This window comes from Micromonospora sp. NPDC023888 (assembly GCF_040639415.1).
Taxonomy (GTDB): domain Bacteria; phylum Actinomycetota; class Actinomycetes; order Mycobacteriales; family Micromonosporaceae; genus Micromonospora.
This window is the reverse complement of record NZ_JBEZZW010000032.1, coordinates 54,108-71,731: the sequence shown is the minus strand read 5'-3', so window position 1 is coordinate 71,731 and position 17,624 is coordinate 54,108. Positions and strand designations below refer to the sequence as shown.

19 protein-coding genes are annotated in these 17,624 nt (G+C 72.7%); 8 read left to right on the top strand and 11 right to left on the bottom strand.

Translation table 11 applies throughout. The features are described 5' to 3' along the window. The 6 genes from AB0F61_RS25350 (at window position 1) to AB0F61_RS25325 (ending at window position 5,180) form a co-directional block, all read left to right on the top strand. Window positions 1–1,161: a glycosyltransferase family 4 protein gene (locus AB0F61_RS25350; RefSeq protein ID WP_357814111.1), complete on the top strand. Its 1,161-nt coding sequence runs from the start codon at window positions 1–3 to the stop codon at window positions 1,159–1,161. Between the two features lie 84 nt (window positions 1,162–1,245). Then, window positions 1,246–1,749 carry a hypothetical protein gene (locus AB0F61_RS25345; RefSeq protein WP_357814108.1) on the top strand — a complete coding sequence of 168 codons (504 nt, stop codon included), beginning with the start codon at window positions 1,246–1,248 and terminating at the stop codon, window positions 1,747–1,749. Between the two features lie 129 nt (window positions 1,750–1,878). Beyond that, window positions 1,879–2,796, top strand: a complete 918-nt coding sequence (gene pdxS, locus AB0F61_RS25340; protein WP_357814106.1) for a pyridoxal 5'-phosphate synthase lyase subunit PdxS — start codon at window positions 1,879–1,881, stop codon at window positions 2,794–2,796. A 32-nt stretch (window positions 2,797–2,828) separates the two neighbouring features. Next, window positions 2,829–3,431, top strand: coding sequence for a pyridoxal 5'-phosphate synthase glutaminase subunit PdxT (gene pdxT, locus AB0F61_RS25335; RefSeq protein WP_357814139.1), 603 nt, complete (start codon window positions 2,829–2,831; stop codon window positions 3,429–3,431). Window positions 3,432–3,694: 263 nt separating this feature from the next. After that, the gene (locus tag AB0F61_RS25330; RefSeq protein ID WP_357814103.1) at window positions 3,695–4,447 is read left to right on the top strand and encodes a YebC/PmpR family DNA-binding transcriptional regulator; all 753 of its coding nucleotides are present in this window, start codon (window positions 3,695–3,697) and stop codon (window positions 4,445–4,447) included. Window positions 4,448–4,532: 85 nt separating this feature from the next. Beyond that, window positions 4,533–5,180: a DUF402 domain-containing protein gene (locus tag AB0F61_RS25325; protein ID WP_357814100.1), complete on the top strand. Its 648-nt coding sequence runs from the start codon at window positions 4,533–4,535 to the stop codon at window positions 5,178–5,180. A gap of 24 nt (window positions 5,181–5,204) precedes the next feature. Here AB0F61_RS25325 and AB0F61_RS25320 read toward each other — a convergent pair whose 3' ends face one another. After that, window positions 5,205–6,281, bottom strand: coding sequence for a helix-turn-helix domain-containing protein (locus AB0F61_RS25320; protein WP_357814097.1), 1,077 nt, complete (start codon window positions 6,279–6,281; stop codon window positions 5,205–5,207). A 252-nt stretch (window positions 6,282–6,533) separates the two neighbouring features. On the opposite strand from AB0F61_RS25320, the gene AB0F61_RS25315 reads away from it, so the two are divergent. Then, window positions 6,534–7,646 carry a peptidoglycan-binding protein gene (locus AB0F61_RS25315; RefSeq protein ID WP_357814094.1) on the top strand — a complete coding sequence of 371 codons (1,113 nt, stop codon included), beginning with the start codon at window positions 6,534–6,536 and terminating at the stop codon, window positions 7,644–7,646. A gap of 396 nt (window positions 7,647–8,042) precedes the next feature. Here the strand turns inward: AB0F61_RS25315 and AB0F61_RS25310 are convergent, their stop codons facing one another. The 7 genes from AB0F61_RS25310 to AB0F61_RS25280 all read right to left on the bottom strand — a co-directional run bounded on the left by AB0F61_RS25310 (window position 8,043) and on the right by AB0F61_RS25280 (window position 14,235). Next, on the bottom strand, window positions 8,043–9,104 hold the full coding sequence (locus tag AB0F61_RS25310) for an ABC transporter permease (protein WP_357814091.1): 1,062 nt from the start codon (window positions 9,102–9,104) through the stop codon (window positions 8,043–8,045). Beyond that, window positions 9,101–9,994, bottom strand: a complete 894-nt coding sequence (locus AB0F61_RS25305) for an ATP-binding cassette domain-containing protein (protein WP_357814088.1) — start codon at window positions 9,992–9,994, stop codon at window positions 9,101–9,103. Before AB0F61_RS25305 ends, AB0F61_RS25310 begins: the two co-directional genes overlap by 4 nt. A gap of 80 nt (window positions 9,995–10,074) precedes the next feature. Further along, window positions 10,075–10,794, bottom strand: coding sequence for a response regulator transcription factor (locus AB0F61_RS25300; RefSeq protein ID WP_357814085.1), 720 nt, complete (start codon window positions 10,792–10,794; stop codon window positions 10,075–10,077). After that, window positions 10,791–12,110: a sensor histidine kinase gene (locus AB0F61_RS25295; protein WP_357814082.1), complete on the bottom strand. Its 1,320-nt coding sequence runs from the start codon at window positions 12,108–12,110 to the stop codon at window positions 10,791–10,793. Before AB0F61_RS25295 ends, AB0F61_RS25300 begins: the two co-directional genes overlap by 4 nt. Window positions 12,111–12,232: 122 nt before the next feature. Continuing rightward, on the bottom strand, window positions 12,233–13,180 hold the full coding sequence (locus AB0F61_RS25290) for a permease prefix domain 1-containing protein (RefSeq protein WP_357814079.1): 948 nt from the start codon (window positions 13,178–13,180) through the stop codon (window positions 12,233–12,235). After that, window positions 13,177–13,518, bottom strand: a complete 342-nt coding sequence (locus AB0F61_RS25285; protein WP_357814077.1) for a PadR family transcriptional regulator — start codon at window positions 13,516–13,518, stop codon at window positions 13,177–13,179. The genes AB0F61_RS25290 and AB0F61_RS25285 overlap by 4 nt, the downstream gene beginning before the upstream one ends. A gap of 129 nt (window positions 13,519–13,647) precedes the next feature. Beyond that, complete coding sequence (locus AB0F61_RS25280; protein ID WP_357814074.1) at window positions 13,648–14,235, bottom strand: hypothetical protein; 588 nt, start codon at window positions 14,233–14,235, stop codon at window positions 13,648–13,650. 132 nt (window positions 14,236–14,367) lie between these two features. Here AB0F61_RS25280 and AB0F61_RS25275 point away from each other — a divergent pair, with 132 nt between their 5' ends. Beyond that, complete coding sequence (locus AB0F61_RS25275; RefSeq protein WP_357814071.1) at window positions 14,368–15,741, top strand: serine/threonine-protein kinase; 1,374 nt, start codon at window positions 14,368–14,370, stop codon at window positions 15,739–15,741. Window positions 15,742–15,762: 21 nt separating this feature from the next. Here the strand turns inward: AB0F61_RS25275 and AB0F61_RS25270 are convergent, their stop codons facing one another. The 3 genes from AB0F61_RS25270 to AB0F61_RS25260 all read right to left on the bottom strand — a co-directional run bounded on the left by AB0F61_RS25270 (window position 15,763) and on the right by AB0F61_RS25260 (window position 17,607). After that, window positions 15,763–16,314 carry a hypothetical protein gene (locus AB0F61_RS25270; RefSeq protein WP_357814068.1) on the bottom strand — a complete coding sequence of 184 codons (552 nt, stop codon included), beginning with the start codon at window positions 16,312–16,314 and terminating at the stop codon, window positions 15,763–15,765. A 38-nt stretch (window positions 16,315–16,352) separates the two neighbouring features. Next, window positions 16,353–16,898: an RNA polymerase sigma factor gene (locus AB0F61_RS25265; RefSeq protein ID WP_357814065.1), complete on the bottom strand. Its 546-nt coding sequence runs from the start codon at window positions 16,896–16,898 to the stop codon at window positions 16,353–16,355. 88 nt (window positions 16,899–16,986) lie between these two features. Beyond that, window positions 16,987–17,607 (bottom strand): L-threonylcarbamoyladenylate synthase, encoded by a 621-nt coding sequence (locus tag AB0F61_RS25260; RefSeq protein ID WP_357814063.1) that lies wholly within the window; start codon window positions 17,605–17,607, stop codon window positions 16,987–16,989. Between the last annotated feature and the right edge of the window lie 17 nt (window positions 17,608–17,624).

Here is a 17,624-nt window from a genome sequence, read left to right as displayed (position 1 = left end):
ATGCGGATCGGCATCGTGTGCCCGTACTCCTTCGATGTCCCTGGCGGGGTGCAGAACCACGTGATGGACCTGGCCGAGGCGCTGATCGCGCTCGGCCACGAGGTGAGCGTGCTCGCCCCGGCCGACGAGGATTCGCCGCTGCCGGAGTACGTGGTGTCCGCCGGTCGGGCCGTGCCGCTGCCGTACAACGGTTCGGTGGCCCGGATCGCGTTCGGCCCGGTCTCCACGGCCCGGGTCCGGCGTTGGATCATCAACGGCGACTTCGACGTGCTGCACGTGCACGAGCCGCTCACGCTGAGCCTGTCGCTGCTGGCCGTGCTCTCCGCGCGCGGCCCGGTGGTGGCGACGTTCCACACCGCGATGACCCGTTCCCGGGTGCTGGCGGCCGCGCAGGGCGTGCTCCAGATCGTGCTGGAGCGGATCACCGCCCGGATCGCGGTCAGTGCGCTGGCCCGCAAGGTGCAGGTCGAGCACATGGACGGCGGGGCGGTGGAGATCCCCAACGGGGTGGCGGTGGCCAAGTTCGCCGACGCCGAGCCGTTGCCGGGTTGGCCGGGGGAGTGCGCCCCGGGCACCGGCGGCACCCTGGGCTTCCTGGGCCGGTTCACCGAGGCGCGCAAGGGCTTCCCGGTGCTGCGTGACGCGTTCGTGGCGTTGGCCGCGACCCGGCCGGGGCTGCGGTTGCTGGTCGCCGGCCCGGGAGACCCGGACGACCTGTACGACCAGTTCCCGGCCGAGCTGCACGAGCGGGTCACGTTCCTCGGGCTGGTCACCGAACCGGACAAGGCGCGGATGCTGCGCAGTGTGCACCTCTACGTGGCACCCAACACCGGCGGCGAGTCGTTCGGCATGATCCTCACCGAGGCGTTGGCCGCGGGTACCACGGTGGTCGCCAGCGACCTGGACGCGTTCCGGCGGGTGCTCGACGGTGGGCGGGCCGGTCGGCTCTTTCCCACTGGTGACCCGGTGGGGCTGCGCGACGCGGTGACCGAGTTGCTCGACGACCCGGCCGGGCGGGCCGTGTTGAGCGCGTGCGGCGATCAGGTGGTGGCGAATTTCGACTGGCCGGTGGTTGCTCGCCGTGTTCTGGAGGTATACGCAGCGGCGATCGAGGCAACCGACGGGCGGGTCATCGACCAGGAGTGGGTGGGGCTGGGCTGAGCCGGTGTGACGCATGGTGCGGTCGGCGTCCGGGGTGACCGGTGTGGCCGCGCCCAATCGGAGGCGAAACGGAGCAGCACTACGATGCCGCACATGTGGTGGGTGGTGGCCGCGATCGTGGTCCTGGGGCTGGTCGCGGCGTACCTCGTCTGGACCGCCGGCCGGGTGGAGCGGTTGCAGGGCCGCGCGGAGCTGGCGGCTCGGGCTCTCGACGCCCACCTGCTGCGCCGGGCCGCGGCGGCTGCCGTGCTGGCCGAGCGGCGCTTCGGTGTCGAGTTGTACGCGGCGGCCCGGATCGCGCTCGACGCCAGCCCGGACGAGCGGGAGGCCGCCGAGAACGACCTGACCCGGCAGTTGCGGGGCGTCCAGTTGGATCCGGGCGACCCGGACTGTGGGGCGGTCATCGCCGCCAGTCGCCGCCTCGCGCTGTCCCGGCAGGTGCACACCGACCTGGTCCGGGATGCCCGCTCGGCGCGCAGCCGGCCGTTGGTGCGGTTGTTGCGGATGGGACGGGGCCGGGAGTGGCCGCGCTACTTCGACATCGACGACCCGACCCTCACCGTCCCGGCGGACGTTCCCGCGAGCTGACCCCGCCGGGCCGGTGATCAGGGCCACAGGGCAGGCCACCGGGGGTCTGATTGGCTGTCGGCGCGGCGTTGACCCACGCGTAGCATTTTCGCTGCCACCCCCGCAAGCCCGTCCAAGGAGCGATGACCCGTGCCCGAAAACACCGCCTCGACCACTGGTTCGGCCCCCGTCGTCGGCACCGCCCGGGTGAAGCGCGGCATGGCCGAGATGCTCAAGGGTGGCGTGATCATGGATGTGGTCAACGCCGAGCAGGCCAAGATCGCTGAGGACGCCGGCGCGGTCGCGGTGATGGCCCTGGAGCGGGTGCCCGCCGACATCCGCGCGCAGGGCGGGGTGTCGCGGATGAGCGACCCCGACATGATCGACGGGATCATCGAGGCGGTCTCCATCCCGGTGATGGCCAAGGCCCGCATCGGCCACTTCGTGGAGGCGCGGATCCTCCAGTCGCTCGGCGTGGACTACGTCGACGAGTCCGAGGTGCTGACCCCGGCCGACTACGCGAACCACATCGACAAGTGGGCCTTCACGGTGCCCTTCGTCTGCGGCGCGACCAACCTGGGCGAGGCGCTGCGCCGGATCACCGAGGGCGCGGCCATGATCCGCTCCAAGGGTGAGGCGGGCACCGGTGACGTCTCCAACGCCACCACCCACATGCGGAGGATCCGCCAGGAGATCGCCCGGCTGTCGTCGTTGCCGGCCGACGAGCTGTACGTCGCGGCCAAGGAGTTGCAGGCCCCGTACGAGCTGGTCAAGGAGGTCGCCGAGAGCGGCAAGCTGCCCGTGGTGCTGTTCACCGCCGGCGGGATCGCCACCCCGGCCGACGCGGCGATGATGATGCAGCTCGGCGCGGAGGGCGTCTTCGTGGGCTCGGGCATCTTCAAGGCGGGCAACCCGGCCCAGCGGGCCGCCGCGATCGTCAAGGCCACCACCTTCCACGACGACCCGGACGTGCTGGCGAAGGTCTCCCGTGGTCTCGGCGAGGCCATGGTCGGCATCAACGTCGACGAGATCCCGCAGCCGCACCGCCTGGCCGAGCGCGGTTGGTGAGCCGTGCTCCACTCGGGCGTGGTGAGGTCGCGGTGACGGCACCGGTGATCGGAGTCCTCGCGCTCCAGGGCGACGTCCGCGAGCACCTGGCGGCGCTGGCCGCGGCGGGCGCGGACGCCCGCCCGGTCCGCCGCCCGGCAGAGCTGGACGCGGTGGACGGCCTGGTCGTCCCCGGGGGTGAGTCCACCACCATCAGCAAACTCGCCGACATCTTCGAGCTGCGCGAACCGATCGACAAGCGCATCGCCGACGGCATGCCGGTCTACGGCTCCTGCGCGGGCATGATCATGCTGGCGACCGAGGTGCTCGACGGTCGACCCGACCAGCGGGGCTTCGCCGGCATCGACATGACCGTCCGGCGCAACGCGTTCGGTCGGCAGGTCGACTCGTTCGAGGCGCCGGTGACGATCACCGGGGTGCCGGGTGAGGCGTTCCACGCCGTCTTCATCCGAGCACCGTGGGTCGAGCGGGTCGGTGCCGGCGTCGAGGTGATCGGGTCGGTGACCGGCGGTCCGGCGGCCGACCGGATCGTGGCGGTCCGGCAGGGCAACCTGGTGGCCACCTCGTTCCACCCGGAGCTGACCGGTGACCTGCGCGTCCACGCGTACTTCGTGGATCTGGTGCGGGCCGCCTGAGCGGTCCGGCGACGCTGCCGCCGGGCATGTTTTCCGGCCCCGCGTGGTTGTCAGGCGGGTGAGCCGGGTGCCCGGCGGCACCCCGAGCCGGTGCCGGATGTGACACGCCCGGGTGTGACCTCGGTAAGATTGCCGCGGTTCGGCAGGGCCGTCGCCCGGCGCGGCATTTCCCGCGGAGCCGACCGGCCGCCGAACCGCCGGATGCGGCGCGTAATTCGGTGCGGCAGTCGATGCAGGCGTGGAATGACAGACGGAGGTAGAAGATGTCCGGCCACTCAAAGTGGGCGACGACCAAGCACAAGAAGGCCGTCATCGACGCCAAGCGCGGCAAGATGTTCGCCAAGCTGATCAAGAACGTCGAGGTGGCCGCGCGGACCGGCGGCGGTGACCCCTCCGGTAACCCGACGCTCTTCGACGCGATCCAGAAGGCGAAGAAGAGCTCGGTGCCGAACGACAACATCGACCGCGCCGTCAAGCGCGGCTCCGGCCTGGAAGCCGGCGGCGCCGACTGGCAGACGATCATGTACGAGGGGTACGGCCCGAACGGCGTGGCCATGCTCATCGAGTGCCTCACCGACAACCGCAACCGGGCGGCCACCGAGGTGCGGACCGCGCTCACCCGAAACGGCGGCTCGCTCGCCGACGCCGGCTCGGTGTCGTACATGTTCTCCCGCAAGGGTGTGGTGATCGTGCCCAAGGAGGGCACCAGCGAGGACGACGTGATGATGGCAGTCCTCGACGCCGGCGCCGAGGAGGTCAACGACCTCGGTGAGGCGTACGAGGTGGTCTCCGAGCCGACCGATCTGATCGGAGTGCGGACCGCGTTGCAGGACGCCGGCATCGAGTACGAGTCGGCGGAGTCCTCCCTGATCCCGAGCATGAACATCCCGCTCGACGAAGAGGGCGCGCGCAAGATCTTCAAGCTGATCGACGTGCTGGAAGACTGCGACGACGTGCAGAACGTCTACGCGAACTTCGACGTCAGCGACGACGTGATGGCGGCGGTCGACGCCTGAGAGCGGTCGACTCGGAATCACGGAAGTCGGGGTGTCCCTCGCACAGGGATGCCCCGACTTCTCGCGAAGCCGAGGTGACCAGGCGATGGGGTCGAACCTGGAGGTGGGCAAAGTGGCGGCAGACCGGTTCGCGCCCGGTGACACGGTGGTACGGCGTGAGGTGCTGCGCGGCGAGGTGTGGTTCGGCTGCCCGACGATCGTCGTCGAGGACTCGCCCGACCTGCTCGCCCTCTACCTGCCACCGGGCGCCGAGTTCGGCTTCCCGGCGACCGGCGTCTTTCCGTGCGGCCGGCACCCGTGGGAGACCGCCGGGCACCGCTCCTGGTCGGGGCACGGCAAACTGATGCTGCAACGCCCCGGCGAGGCGCACTCGGTCGACGTGTTCTGGACGGGGCCGGGGCGCGACTTCGCCGGCTGGTACTTCAACCTCCAGGACCCGGTGCGGCGTACGCCGATCGGGGTGGACACCCTCGACCACGAGCTGGACCTGTGGTGGGGCGCGGACGCCGACCGGTACGTCTGGAAGGACGTGGAGATGTTCGCCCAGCGCCTCGTCGAGGGGCGCTACCCCGGGATGGCTGACGCGATCCAGGCCGAGGGTGACCGGATCGCGGCGCTGCTCGATGCGGGCGAGCGTTGGTGGGACCCGGCGTGGGCGCGATGGCAGCCCGATCCGGCCTGGTCGGCGCCCCCGCTGCCCACCGGCTGGGACCAGGTGCCGCCCGCCCGCTGACGAGCCAGCCGACCCGCCGGGGCGTCAGCGTTTCGGCAGCGCGTCGATCAGGAACACCTGGTCCGGGCCGTTCGTGCACGGTTCGACAAGCGCCTCGGCCGACACCTCCGTGTCATCGTCGCGGAGCCCGACGCACAGGTCCGTACGGCTGGGCCGGATGCGGTACGAGGTCGGTGCGGACCCGGTCGGCTCGAAGCGGAACAGCTGGGACCAGTTGGTCTGGCCGCACTTCGTGACGGGTTCGAGCATGTTCCGGCCGGGATCCTCGTCCCGGACGGTGAGGCAGCCCGTCCCGTGCTCAGGGTGAGTCCACTTGATGAGGTACAGCCCGCCGGCCGCCGGCTCCACGTAGGTGTCCGGCGGGGTGGCGTCCGCGCAGGGGACCTGGGCCGCCACCTGGCTCCCGTACGCGCCGGTGCGGTCCTGCCCCTCGGAGACGCAGAGGTGCGGGCTGCGGGCGGGGCGGATCTGGCTGAGCAGCGCCTGCGGCCCGATGCTGGCGCTGCCCGCCGACGGGTTCTCGCCCGCCGACGTGGCCGACGGACTCCCACCTGTCGACGCGGTCGGGCCGGGGGGCTGTGCTGATCGCTGCCCGTCGTCGGGTCGCTGTATCCAGACGCCCGCGCCGAGCGCGGCCAGCAGGACGCCGACGAGCAGCGCCAGCGGCACCGGCCGCGAGAACCAGCGCGGTCGGGCTGCGCTCGCGCCCCCCACCCTCGTGCCGTCGGCGGGCCGGTTGTCGGGCGCGGCGTCGTCGGCGCTCTGGTGGTCGGCCGTGGTGGCGTCGACCTGGCGGTCCGGCACGGGCGAGGTCGGCGCGTAGGCGCCCACCGCGAGCCGGTGCCGCGCCCGCAGCCACGTCTCCACCTGGTCCTCCGCGCCGCAGGCCCGGACGAACGCGGCCACCACCTCGGGTCGCGGCAGGGTGGACCGGCGCAGGACATCGGCGGCGGTGCTGCGGGCCAGCACGTCACCAGCCGCCGCCGCCCGTTGCTCCAACTGTCGGTACGTGAGCCGCGACCGGTCCTTGAGCCGGCGCAGCATGTCGACGAACTCGGCCGGGTCGGTCGCCTCGTCCGGTCGTAGCTCCCCCGTGGTCATCGCACGATTGTCCAGACACCGCACGGGCGCGGGCAAATCGCCCCGGGGCGACTGTCCGAGGTGGTCGGACAAGATCCGGACATGCCGTCCTGAGCTGCCCGGACACCGCATCGCGTTGACCAGGGCATTGTTCGCGTCGGTGGGCATATCTACCGTCGATCCTCGATGGCCGCGCCGCTGCCCGGCGTACGGCCGAGGGTTCGGGCGGGCACCGATCCAGGGCCCGACGACATCAACGACACGGGAGATCCGATGGAAGACGCTGCCCGGGATCCGCTGACGCAGGCGACCACGGCGGGGGAGTACGTCGCGCTGCTGCGGGACGTGCGTCGGCGTTCCGGTCTGACCTACCGGGAGATCACCAGGCTGGCCTCGGCGGCCGGGCACTGGCTACCGCCGAGCACACTCGCCACGATGCTGGGGCGGACCACCCTGCCTCGGGAGCGCACCGTCGTGGCCCTGCTGGTGGCCTGCGGCACGACGCCCGCCGACGTGCGGCGGTGGGTGGAGGCGCGCCGGACCATCGAGGCCCGCCTCGGCGAGCGCGACAGGTGGGAGAACCGGGCGGTGCCGACCACCTCGCCGCCACCCGCCGACCCCCAACCGACCGGGAACGGCGTACCGGCCGCCGACCCCCAGCCGGCGGCGAACGGCGTACCGGCCGCCGACGCCGTGCCGGCCGGGAACATGGTCGGCCCGGTCCGGCTGGCGCTGCCGCGAGCCACCGCGCCCTGGCCGACCCGCCGTTGGCTTCGCCTCGCGGTGCTCGCCGTGCTCGGCGCGGTGACGGTCGGGGTGTCCGGGGTGCTGCTCCCGGGTGCCGCCGCCACCGTGGACAGTTCGCCGTCCGAGGGCTGCCCGCTGATCCTGCGCCAGGGCATGTACGGCCCGTGCGTGCTGGAGCTCCAGGAGCGTCTGGTGGCGGGCGGGCTGGACGTGCCAGTGGACGGCTGGTTCGGCCCGGACACCACCGGCCGGCTGATCGCCTTCCAGGCGTTCGGTGGCCTGCCGGTCAGCGGCACGGCGGACGGGCGGGTGCTCGACGAGCTGTCCGGCCCGGCGAAGATGCCGCCCACCTGGACCGAGGACCGGATCGGCAAGGAGCTGCGGCGGGTCTTCCCGGAGGACCCGGGCGGGGCGGTGCAGCTCGCGCGTTGCCTGTCCGGGTTGGACCCGTACCGCGTGGAGATCGCCGGGGACGGGTCGCGGCGCTGGGGGTTGTTCCAGTTCAGCGACATGGAGTTGTCCCGGCTGGGCGTCGATCGGCGGACGGCGCTGGACCCGGGCTGGAGCATCGGGGCGGCCCGCACCGTCTGGTCGCGTACCGGCGATTTCGGCCACTGGCACTGCACGACGTGGCGGTGACGCGTAACGCCCCCCGCCCGGTCCACGGACCGGGCGGGGAGCACCCCCGTTACCCCCCCACCGGCGGCCACCACGCCCCCCGCGTGCGGACCGGACCGTCGAGGCTGGGTCGCCCGGGGCGGCGGCGGCCGGCGCGGGCCGGACGAGGGCCGTGAGGGCGACCACGAGCACGACGCCGAGCAGGCGACGACGGTGTCGGCTGTTGCTCGGTGGAAACATCTGAGCCTTTCCGGTCCGGGGACCGGCGACGACCAGGTCGTTGCCGTGAGGATCAGCTCACCGTAGGAGCGTTCGCGATGTTCGCGGCCGCCGAACAGCGCTCGGAACGGGGCCGCACGGCGGCGGGCGCCGGCATCCGTCCGGACACCGACGCCCGCGCGGGGGCGAACGACCAGCTCAGCCGATCGTCTCCCGCTCCCGCCACGCGGTCCGCAGCGAGGTCCGGCCGTTGGTGCGCAGCAGCGACCCCTCGTACACCCGCGCCCCGGCGAGCAGGAACGCACCGGCGGCGAGCAGCAGGATGACAAGCGAGACGAACGGCTCCCAACCGGCCGCGTCACCGGTGAACAGCCGCAGTGGCATGGCCGTGGGCGACGAGAACGGCAGGTAGGACAGCACCCGCATCGCGGTGTCGTTGTCGTTCAGGAAGATCACCGCGAAGAACGGCAGCATGACCGCGAGCTGCACGGGCGTCGACACGGCGGCGATGTCCTCCTGCCGGTTGGCCAGGGCGCCGGCCGCCGCCCACATCGCCGCGAGCAGCACGAAACCGAGCAGGAAGAACGGCACGAACCAGCCGATCGCCGGGGCGAGCAGGGTGAGCAGTCCGCCGCTGTCGCCGATCTGGAGCCCGATCACCGCCACCACCGCGATCAACGCGATCTGCGCGAACGCCAGGATCGCGCCGGCCACCACCTTCCCGGCCAGCAGCGCCCGCACCGGCACGGCGGCGACCAGGATCTCCACGATCCGGGTCTGCTTCTCCTCGATGACGCTCTGCGCGATCTGCACCCCGAACGTCTGCGAGGTGATGAAGAAGACGAACGCGAAGACGAACGGCACCAGGAACGCCACCACCGGGTCCACCGCGTCCGGGTCGAGCAGGCGGACGGTCGGCTGGCTGCTCAGGGCCCGCACCACGTCGTCGGGGGCCTCCTCCAGGGCCAGCACGGCCGGTCCGGCGACCACCGCGGCGTCCACGTCGTCGTCGCGGACGGCCTGCTCGGCGGCCCGGTCGTCGGCGACCACCCGGACTTCCAGGCCGGCGGCGCGCAGCGGGCCGGCGGCGCTCTCGGTCACCGCCACGGTGGACGGTCCGCCGGAGAGCAGCGGCGGCAGGATGGTGCCCGCGGCGGCGATCAGCAGGAAGAAGAGCGTGCCGAACAGGAAGGTGCGGTCGCGTAGCTTGACCCGGATCTCCCGTTCGGCGACCAGCCGGGTGGCCTGGGTGATGTTCACTGGGTGACCTCTCGGAAGATCTCGGTGAGCGAGGGGCTGACCGGGCGGAAGGTGCGGACCGGGCCGCGCGCGAGGGCCGCCTGCAGCACGGGTTGTTCGTCGGCGCCGGCCGGCAGGTCGAAGACCACACGGGGGCCGTCCAGCTCGACCAGGGTGACCCCGGGTTGGTCGCGTACCCAGCCGGCGTCGTTCGCCACCACCAACTCGTAGCGGGGCACGGTGTACGAGTCGCGTAGCTGCTGGCGGCTGCCGGCGGCCCGGATCGCCCCGTCGCCGATGATCACCAGGTCGTCGCAGAGGCGTTCCACGACGTCGAGCTGGTGGCTGGAGAAGAGCACCGGCGCACCGGCCGAGGCCCGTTCCCGCAGCACGGTGACGACGGTGTCGACAGCGAGGGGGTCGAGGCCGGAGAACGGCTCGTCGAGCACCAGCACCTCGGGATCGTGCACCAGCGCGGCCGCGATCTGCGCGCGTTGCTGGTTGCCGAGCGACAGCGTCTCCAGCAGGTCGTCGCCGCGTTCACCGAGACCGACCCGGTCCAGCAGGGCGTCGGTGGCACGCCGGGCCGCGGGCGCGTCCAGGCCGTGCAGCCGGCCCAGGTAGGTCACCTGCTCCCGGGTGGTCATCTTCGGGTAGAGGCCGCGCTCCTCCGGCATGTAACCGAAGCGTCGCCGGTCCTGCCGGGTCAGCGTGGTGCCGCCCCAGCTCACCTCGCCGGCGTCGGGGGCGAGCACGCCCAGGATGATGCGCATGGTGGTGGTCTTGCCGGCGCCGTTGGCGCCCACGAAGCCGGTCATCCGGCCGGCGGCCACTTCGAAGGACACGTTCTTGAGCACCTGCCGGTCGCCGAAGCTGCGGTCGATGCCGTCGAGGCGAAGCGTTCTGGTCACGCACCCACGCTAGATCGAACACCCCGCCCCGCCGTCCGCCCGACGGGTGAGGGGGCGGTCCGCCGCGCGGCGGACGGCGGTCACCCGCCGGGTCGGACCACCCCGTTCTCGTACGCGAACACCACCGCCTGCACCCGGTCGCGCAGGCCGAGTTTGGCAAGCACCCGGCTGACGTGGGTCTTCACGGTCGCCTCGCCCAGGTGGATGGCCGCGGCGATCTCGGCGTTGCTCGATCCGGCGGCGAGCAGCACCAGCACCTCCCGTTCCCGTGGCGTCAGCCCGGCCAGCGCGGCGTCCGCCTCCGGCCCCCGGTGGGCGGTGCCGGCCGGGTCTCCGGGACGGGCGAACGTGGAGATCACCCGGCGGGTGATCTCCGGGGCGAGCAGGCCGTCGCCCCTGTCGAGCACCCGGATCGCCTCGATCAGCTCCTCCGGCGTGCCGTTCTTCAACAGGAAACCGCTGGCCCCGGCCCGCAGCGCGGCGAACAGGTAGTCGTCGCGGTCGAAGGTCGTGAGGATCAGCACCGCCGGCCCACCGGGCCCGTCGGCGGTGATCTGCCGGGTGGCCGCCAGGCCGTCCATCCCGGGCATCTCCACGTCCATGAGTACGACGTCGGGGCGGGTGGCTCGGGTCATGGCGACGGCCCGTTCGCCGTCGGCGGCCTCGCCGACCACCTCGATGTCGTCCTCCACCTCCAGGATGACCCGGAAGCCGGTGCGGACGAGGTGCTGATCGTCGGCGAGCAGCACCCGGATGCTCCGACCCGGACCCGACGTCTCGTGGGCTGGCGCGGCGCTCATGCCGACACTCTCGGGGCGACGGCCGACTGGTGTTCGTCGTGCGGCTCCCGTTGCGCGCCGGCGCTCGCCACCGGGAAGCGGGCGCGGACCCGCCATCCGCCGCCGGCCCGTGGGCCGGCCTCCAGGTCGCCGTCGTGCGCGGTGACCCGTTCGCGCATCCCGATCAGGCCCAGCCCGACGGCGTTGAACCGGCCGCCGGCGCGTCCGTCGTCGGTCACGTCGACCTCCACCTCCCGGGCCAGGTAGCGGACCCGTACGTCCAGCAGGTCCGCACCGGCGTGCTTCAGGGTGTTGGTCACCGCCTCCTGCGTCACCCGGTACACCGCCTGCGAGACCGATTCGGGCAGCGCGACCGGGTCGCCGTACACCCCGAGGGTCGCCGTCAGGCCCGCGGCCCGAGCCCGCTCGACAAGCTCGCCGATCCGGTCGACGTCGCCGCCGGCCGGCCCGGCGTCGGCCGTGCCGGTGGTCCGCAGCACGCCCAGCATCCGGCGTAACTCGTCGACGGCGGTGCGGGCGCTCTGCTCGATGGCGGTGAGCGCGGTGCGGGCCTTGGCGGGGTCGCGGTCGAACACCCGACGGCAGGCGGACGCCTGCACTCCCATCACCGACACGTGGTGGGCGACCACGTCGTGCAGCTCCCGGGCGATCCGGACCCGTTCGCCGAGCACCGCCCGTTCCCGGGACTCGGTCTGCGACCGACGCAGGTCCTCGGCCTGGGTACGCAGCTCGTGTTCGCGGCGCGCGGCCACCCAGGCGGTCTCGCCGAAGAAGTACGCGAAACCGAAGACCAGCACGTTGACCAGGACACCGGTGACCATCGCGGCGAGCACCGGTGGCACCGGACCGACCGCGTCGTCGAAGGCTCCGGGTGGAATGTGGTCGATCATGATCGCGTAGTAGATCCCCAGCCAGGCGAACATCGTGGCGATCACGCCGATGCGCAGCCGGCGGGACAGCCGGCGGTCCTGCCCCCAGGCGCCGACGGTGTAGAGGGCGCTGAAGAGGGCCCAGGAGGAGAACTGGGTCTCCGGCGCTGATCGTGCCTGCGCGGCGATGAACACCACCGCGACGACCAGCAGGGTCGCGGTCGGCCAGCGTCGTCGCCAGATCAGCGGGATAGTCACCGCGACGGTCCAGAGGAGCTGCTCCGGCCCGGACGGTGGTGGGCCCAGCAGGAACGCCCCGGTGCTGCGGGCCAGGGTCAGACTCACCAACGCCAGCACGGTCATGCCCAGACCGATCCAGAGGTCGTTACGGCGCTGCTGGGCGGTCGGACCCGGACGGCGCCATTCGTCTCGCGGTGCCACGGTCATCCGGGAACGATGCCACGCCGCCCGCCACGCCCGTCGAGCGGGCGGACCGGTGCCGGCGGGTCCGGCCGACGTGCGGCGGCCCGACGCGAGGTACGCGCCGGGCCGTCGGGGTGGGCTGTGGTTCACGCCGTCTGGCGGCGCGTCTTCAGGGCGGTGTCGACCAGGTCCCAGACCACGACCACCGCGGCGCCCAGCGCGATGGCCAGACCGATGGCGTTGCGGGTGTCCGCCTCCGCCAGCCAGGTCAGCCGCAGGCCCAGGGCCGGGTTGAGCAGGTGGTCGGAGAGCGCCAGCCACACCAGCGGCACCGAGAACGCGAGGTTGAGCAGCACCTTGGTGCCGAACAGGGCCCAGGTCCAGCGCCCGATCCGGTACTTGACGATCTCGAACACCACGCTCGCGACCAGCACGACGATCAGCGCCGGCAGCCAGAACGACCACAGCGCCGGGTCGAGGATCGGAATGTTGTCGCCATCGGTGGCGCGCACCCAGGACTGGTAGTGCTGGAAGGGCAGGTACGCGATGGTCACCACCAGCATGACCACCGACGCGATGGTGTCGGCGAGGGGAATGCCCTGGCGTACCGGTGCGTCGGGCAGGTCGTCGAGGCTCCACTCCGGTAGGTCCACGCTCGACTGGGAGCGCTCGATGAGGGCGATGACCAGGGTGAGCCAGAAGCAGATGTGCACTGTGACGTGCAGGGCGACGACGAGGCCCGTCCCGATGGCACCGAAGCCCTTGCCGCTGAAGGCCGCGACGACGGCGACCACCGTCCCGACGAGCGCCGGGATGAAGCTGAGCAGCAGCTTCAACAGTCGCAGCCAGACCAGGTAGTAGGTGGGCCCGATGAGCTGGAGCCGGCGGTCGGCGTACCGGGCGGCCAGCAGGTCCGGGTTGCCCAGCTCGGTGAGCACCTCCCGCTCGGCGGTGGCGGGGTCGGCTCCGCCGTCGGTCCGGCCCTCGATCATGTCGTCGATGGAGGCCCGCAACTCGGTGGCGATCTCGTCGCGACGCTGGGCGGGCACCGAGCGCAGGGTGGCGGCGAGGTAGCGGTTGGTCAGGGTGTTCATCGGTCCACTCCTTGGATCAGCCCGGTGATGGAGGTCTGCACGGCGGCGAGGTCGTCGAGCAGCCGGCTCATCATCGACTCGCCCTCGTCGCTGGTCCGGTAGAACTTGCGCGGCCGGCTCTCCTCGGTGTTCCACTCGCTGGTCAGCAGCCCTTGGTCCTCCAGGCGGCGCAGCAGCGGGTAGAGCGTGTTGGCGTCCACCGGGAAGCCGTGGTCGGTGAGCCGTTGCAGCAGTGCGTAGCCGTAGTCCGGTCGGCGTAGCGCGACCAGGCTGGCCACCACGACGGTGCCTCGACGCAACTCCTGTAGGTGCGTCCGTAGAACGTCCTCGCTAACCATGTGTCACACCATAGTGTGTGGCACACAGTGTTGTCTAGCGAGACATCATCGTGTCGCTCGCAGACCGGTGCGCCGGGCAGCATGCGGGGCGCCCGGCACGAACCGGACGCCCCGCGGTGTTGACGCTCGTCAGCAGGCCGGACCCTGCCGGAAGTTCCGCTCCACGAAGCTGGCCGGACCAACCTGGAAGTAGCCCACGCCCGGCCGGATCGGGTGCCCGGTGAACAACTCGACACGCGAGCCCACCCGCACGAGGTACGCCTCGGCGTCCCCCGCGTCGTTGCGGATCAACGAACCCCGGCGGCCGTAGATGTCCTCCAACTCGGCGAAGGACATCCCGACCGACGCCCCGGCGGGGGAATGCGGCGGCGCGGTGGCCGTACCCACCTCCACCAGCCGATCGTCACGGAAGGCCAGGATGAACACCCCGGCCCAGGAACCGGTCACGCCGGCGTGCACCACCGAGCCGCAGCCCGGCGCGGTCCAGTCGATGTGCCCGCCCGCGGTGAGCGCCGCCAGGCTGGCGCCGATCCGGTACACCCCGGCTCCGGCGACACTGAGCACCTGCGGGTGGCTGTGCCCGGTGGCGGGCGGGACAGTCGTCGAGGCTGGCGCGGTGCCGCCGGCCGCCGAGGCCGGACCGGCGACGGTCACCGGGACGAGCGTGCCGAACGCCAGCGCGGCGGTGGTGGTGAGGACGATCCACTGTCGGTTCATGGTGGCTCCTTCGGTGATGGGTCTCCTGCCCTGTTAGTCACCGCGCCCGGCCCAACGGTTCGTCGGGTTGCCGACCCACCCGGTCTACTGTGCAGAGAAACGCCGACCGACCGTGCGGCCGGGGGTGACGCGGTGACGGCTCCGCAACGGATCGGGCCCTACGCCATCGAACGGCTGCTGGGCGTCGGCTCGTTCGCGACCGTCTGGCTGGGCTACGACCCGGCGCTCGACGCGCACGTGGCGATCAAGGTGCTGGCCGAGAACTGGAGCCACGACCTGCGGGTCCGGGAACGCTTCCGCGACGAGGCACGGCTGCTGCGTCGGCTGGAGCACGAGCGGTTGGTCCGGGTGCACACCGTCGGTGAGTTGCCCGACGGCCGGCCGTACGCGGTGCTGGCCTGGGCGGACGGGGGGAGCCTGCGAGATCGGCTGGCCGCCGGCCCGATGCCCGGCCCGACGGCGCTGCGCCTGCTCGGCGAGGTCTGCGCGGGCGTGACAGTGCTGCACCGGCACGGCGTCGTACACCGCGACCTCACCCCGGGCAACATCCTGTTCCACTCCACCGGTGCGGGCAGTGGCGCCGAACGGGTGCTGATCGCCGATCTCGGTCTCGCCAAGGCGTTGGCCGCCGCCTCCGGCCTCACCGCCCGGGCCGGTACCCCCGGTTACATGGCACCGGAGCAGGACGACCCGGGCGCGGTGATCGACGCCCGCGCCGACGTGTACGGGCTGGGCCGGCTCGGCATCCGGCTGCTCGCCGCCGATCCCGTACCCGTCCCCGCCGACCCACCCCGGGCGGGCGTCCTGCGACTGCGCGCCGGGGTGCCGGCACCGGTGGCGGCGGTGCTCGTCCGGGCCACCGCCCACCGGCCCGCCGACCGCTACCCGGACGCCGCCGCGCTGCACGCCGCGCTGAACCGGGCCACCGACCCGGTACGGCAGCCGCCGTCACCCGGACCGGTGACCCGCCGCCCGTACCGGTTGCCGTTGGCCGTGGCGGTCGTGGCCGCCGTCGCGGTGGTGGGCGCCGAGCCGGGCGGCGTCCGGGTCGAACGTGACACCTACGCCGCCGGACCGCTCACCGTGAGGTTGCCGGACGGCTGGTCGGCGACCGGCGCGACCTGGGCCGGCCAGTACGGCGTCGACGGCGCGGCGGAACCGGCGCTGGTGATGTCGCCGCAGCCCCGCCGCTGGGCCGCCGACCCCCGGGTGCCCGGCGCGTTCGTCGGCGTCTCCACCAGCACGGCGGCGCGCACCACGCCCGCCGGGTTCCTCGCCGAGCGCACGCACGGGGACTGCGCGTCCACGCCGGCGCGTACCACCCGGCAGGCCGGCGTCGAGTGGACAGTGGTGACCTACCACTGCGACCAGGGTCGGCAGCGGATCGTCGAGTCGGCCGGGCGGCATCCCGACCGCGCCGCCCTGCTGTACGCGCAGATCGTGCCACCGGTGGACGGTGCGCCCGACTTCGTGGACACCCTGCTCGCCGGGGTGCGGGTGCGGTGACGGCTGGATGCCGCCGCCCGGTCACTCGCCGGGCGGGCGGACCACCACCGTGATGGTGTGCGTCCGGTCCTCCTGCGGGATCGTGACGTCGACAGTGCCGGGGCGGACGAACCGGATGTCCACCACCCCGGCCTCGTAGTGCTGGGCGACCAGATCCGGGCGGTCCACGGTGACCAGGCCGGGGCCGATGCCCTGGATCCGTAGCACCGCGCCGGTGGCGAAGCAGAGGGATCGCAGCAGGCTGAGCTCGGTCTCGGCCAGCGGCAGGTCGTAGCGGACCGCGCCCTGACACGCCGGGGGCGCGGCGGTCGGCGGGGGAGTCGTTCGGGGCGTACCCCTCGTCCTGGTCGGTGTGGGCGGCGTCGGCACGGGCCGCCCGGCTGTCGGCGGCGGCCGGGACGGCGACCCGGTGGGGCCGGGTGTCGCCGGCGGCGTCGGCGTTGTCGTCCCCGTGGACACCGACGGGGACGGACTGCCAGGCTGGACGGGCAGCGGCGAGACCGCGTCGGTGCCGCAGGCGGTGACCGCCACGGTGGCCGCGAACGCGGCGACGGTACGGCGCAGCCCGATCATGGGGCCCTCTCTCTGGTCGCCACCGCCGACGGACCGGCTCAGCCCTGGTCGGTGCCGAGGCGTTGCCGGACCTGGCGTCGGGCCTGGTGCAGCCGGGACTTCACGGTGCCCACCGGCACGTCGATAAGGGTGGCGATCTCGGGGTAGCTCAGCCCGAGGACGTCGCGCAGGGCCACCACCTCGGCCAGGTCGGGATGGACCGCGTCGAAGGCGTCGAGCAGGTCGAGGCGGGTGCCGGCGACCACGCTCGTCCGCCGCGGGTCGGCCCGGTCCGGCACCGGTACGCCGTCGGCCTCCAACCGCCAGCGGCGGCGCAGCGTGCGGTACGTCGAGCGGGCCCGGTTGGCGGTCAGCCGGTGCAGCCAGGTACGGAACGAGGAGCGTCCCTCGAACCGGGTGATGCCGTTGGCCAGCGCCAGCAGGGTGTCCTGGCAGGCCTCCTCGGCGTCCTCCCGGTTGGGCAGGAACCGTGCGCACAGCCGCAGCACCTCCGGGCGCACCGCGAGCAGCAGGGCGTCCAGGGCCGTCGGGTCGCCGTGTGCGGCGGACCGGGCCAGCGCGTCGATGTCGTGCGCGTCGGGCATGCCGGGTGTCCAATGCTCGCCGGTGCCGTTCCCCGAGCGTACGACCGGCGCGGCCGGTGTGCCCCGGTACGGTCCGGCACCCGACGCGTTACTCGAAGCGCGACACGTCGCCGGCACCCCGGCGCAGGACCTCCGGCTCCGGGCCGGACAGGTCGATCACAGTCGTCGGCTCCTTGCCGCAGTCCCCGGCGTCGAGCACCGCGTCGAGTTGGTGGTCGAGCCGTTCCTTGATCTCCCACCCCTGGGTCATCGGCTCGTCGTCGCCGGGCAGGACCAGGGTGCTCGACACCAGCGGCTCGGCCAGCTCGGCCAGCAGCGCCTGGGTGACGGTGTGCCGGGGTACGCGCACACCGACGGTGCGTTTCTTCGGGTGCAGCATCCGCCGGGGCACCTCCTTGGTGGCCGGCAGGATGAAGGTGTAGCTGCCCGGGGTGGACGCCTTCACCAGGCGGAAGACCGAGTTGCTGATCTGGACGAACTGGCCGAGCTGCGCGAAGTCCCGGCAGACGAGTGTGAAGTGGTGCCGATCGTCGAGGTGGCGGATCTGGCGGATCCGGTCCAGCCCGTCCTGGTTGCCCAGCTGGATGCCGAGCGCGTAGCAGGAGTCCGTCGGGTAGGCGACCAGCCCACCGCCGCGGATCAGGTCGGCGACCTGGCCGATGATCCGGGGCTGCGGGTTCTCGGGGTGCACGTCGTAGTACCTCGCCATCCTGCGAGCCTAGTCGG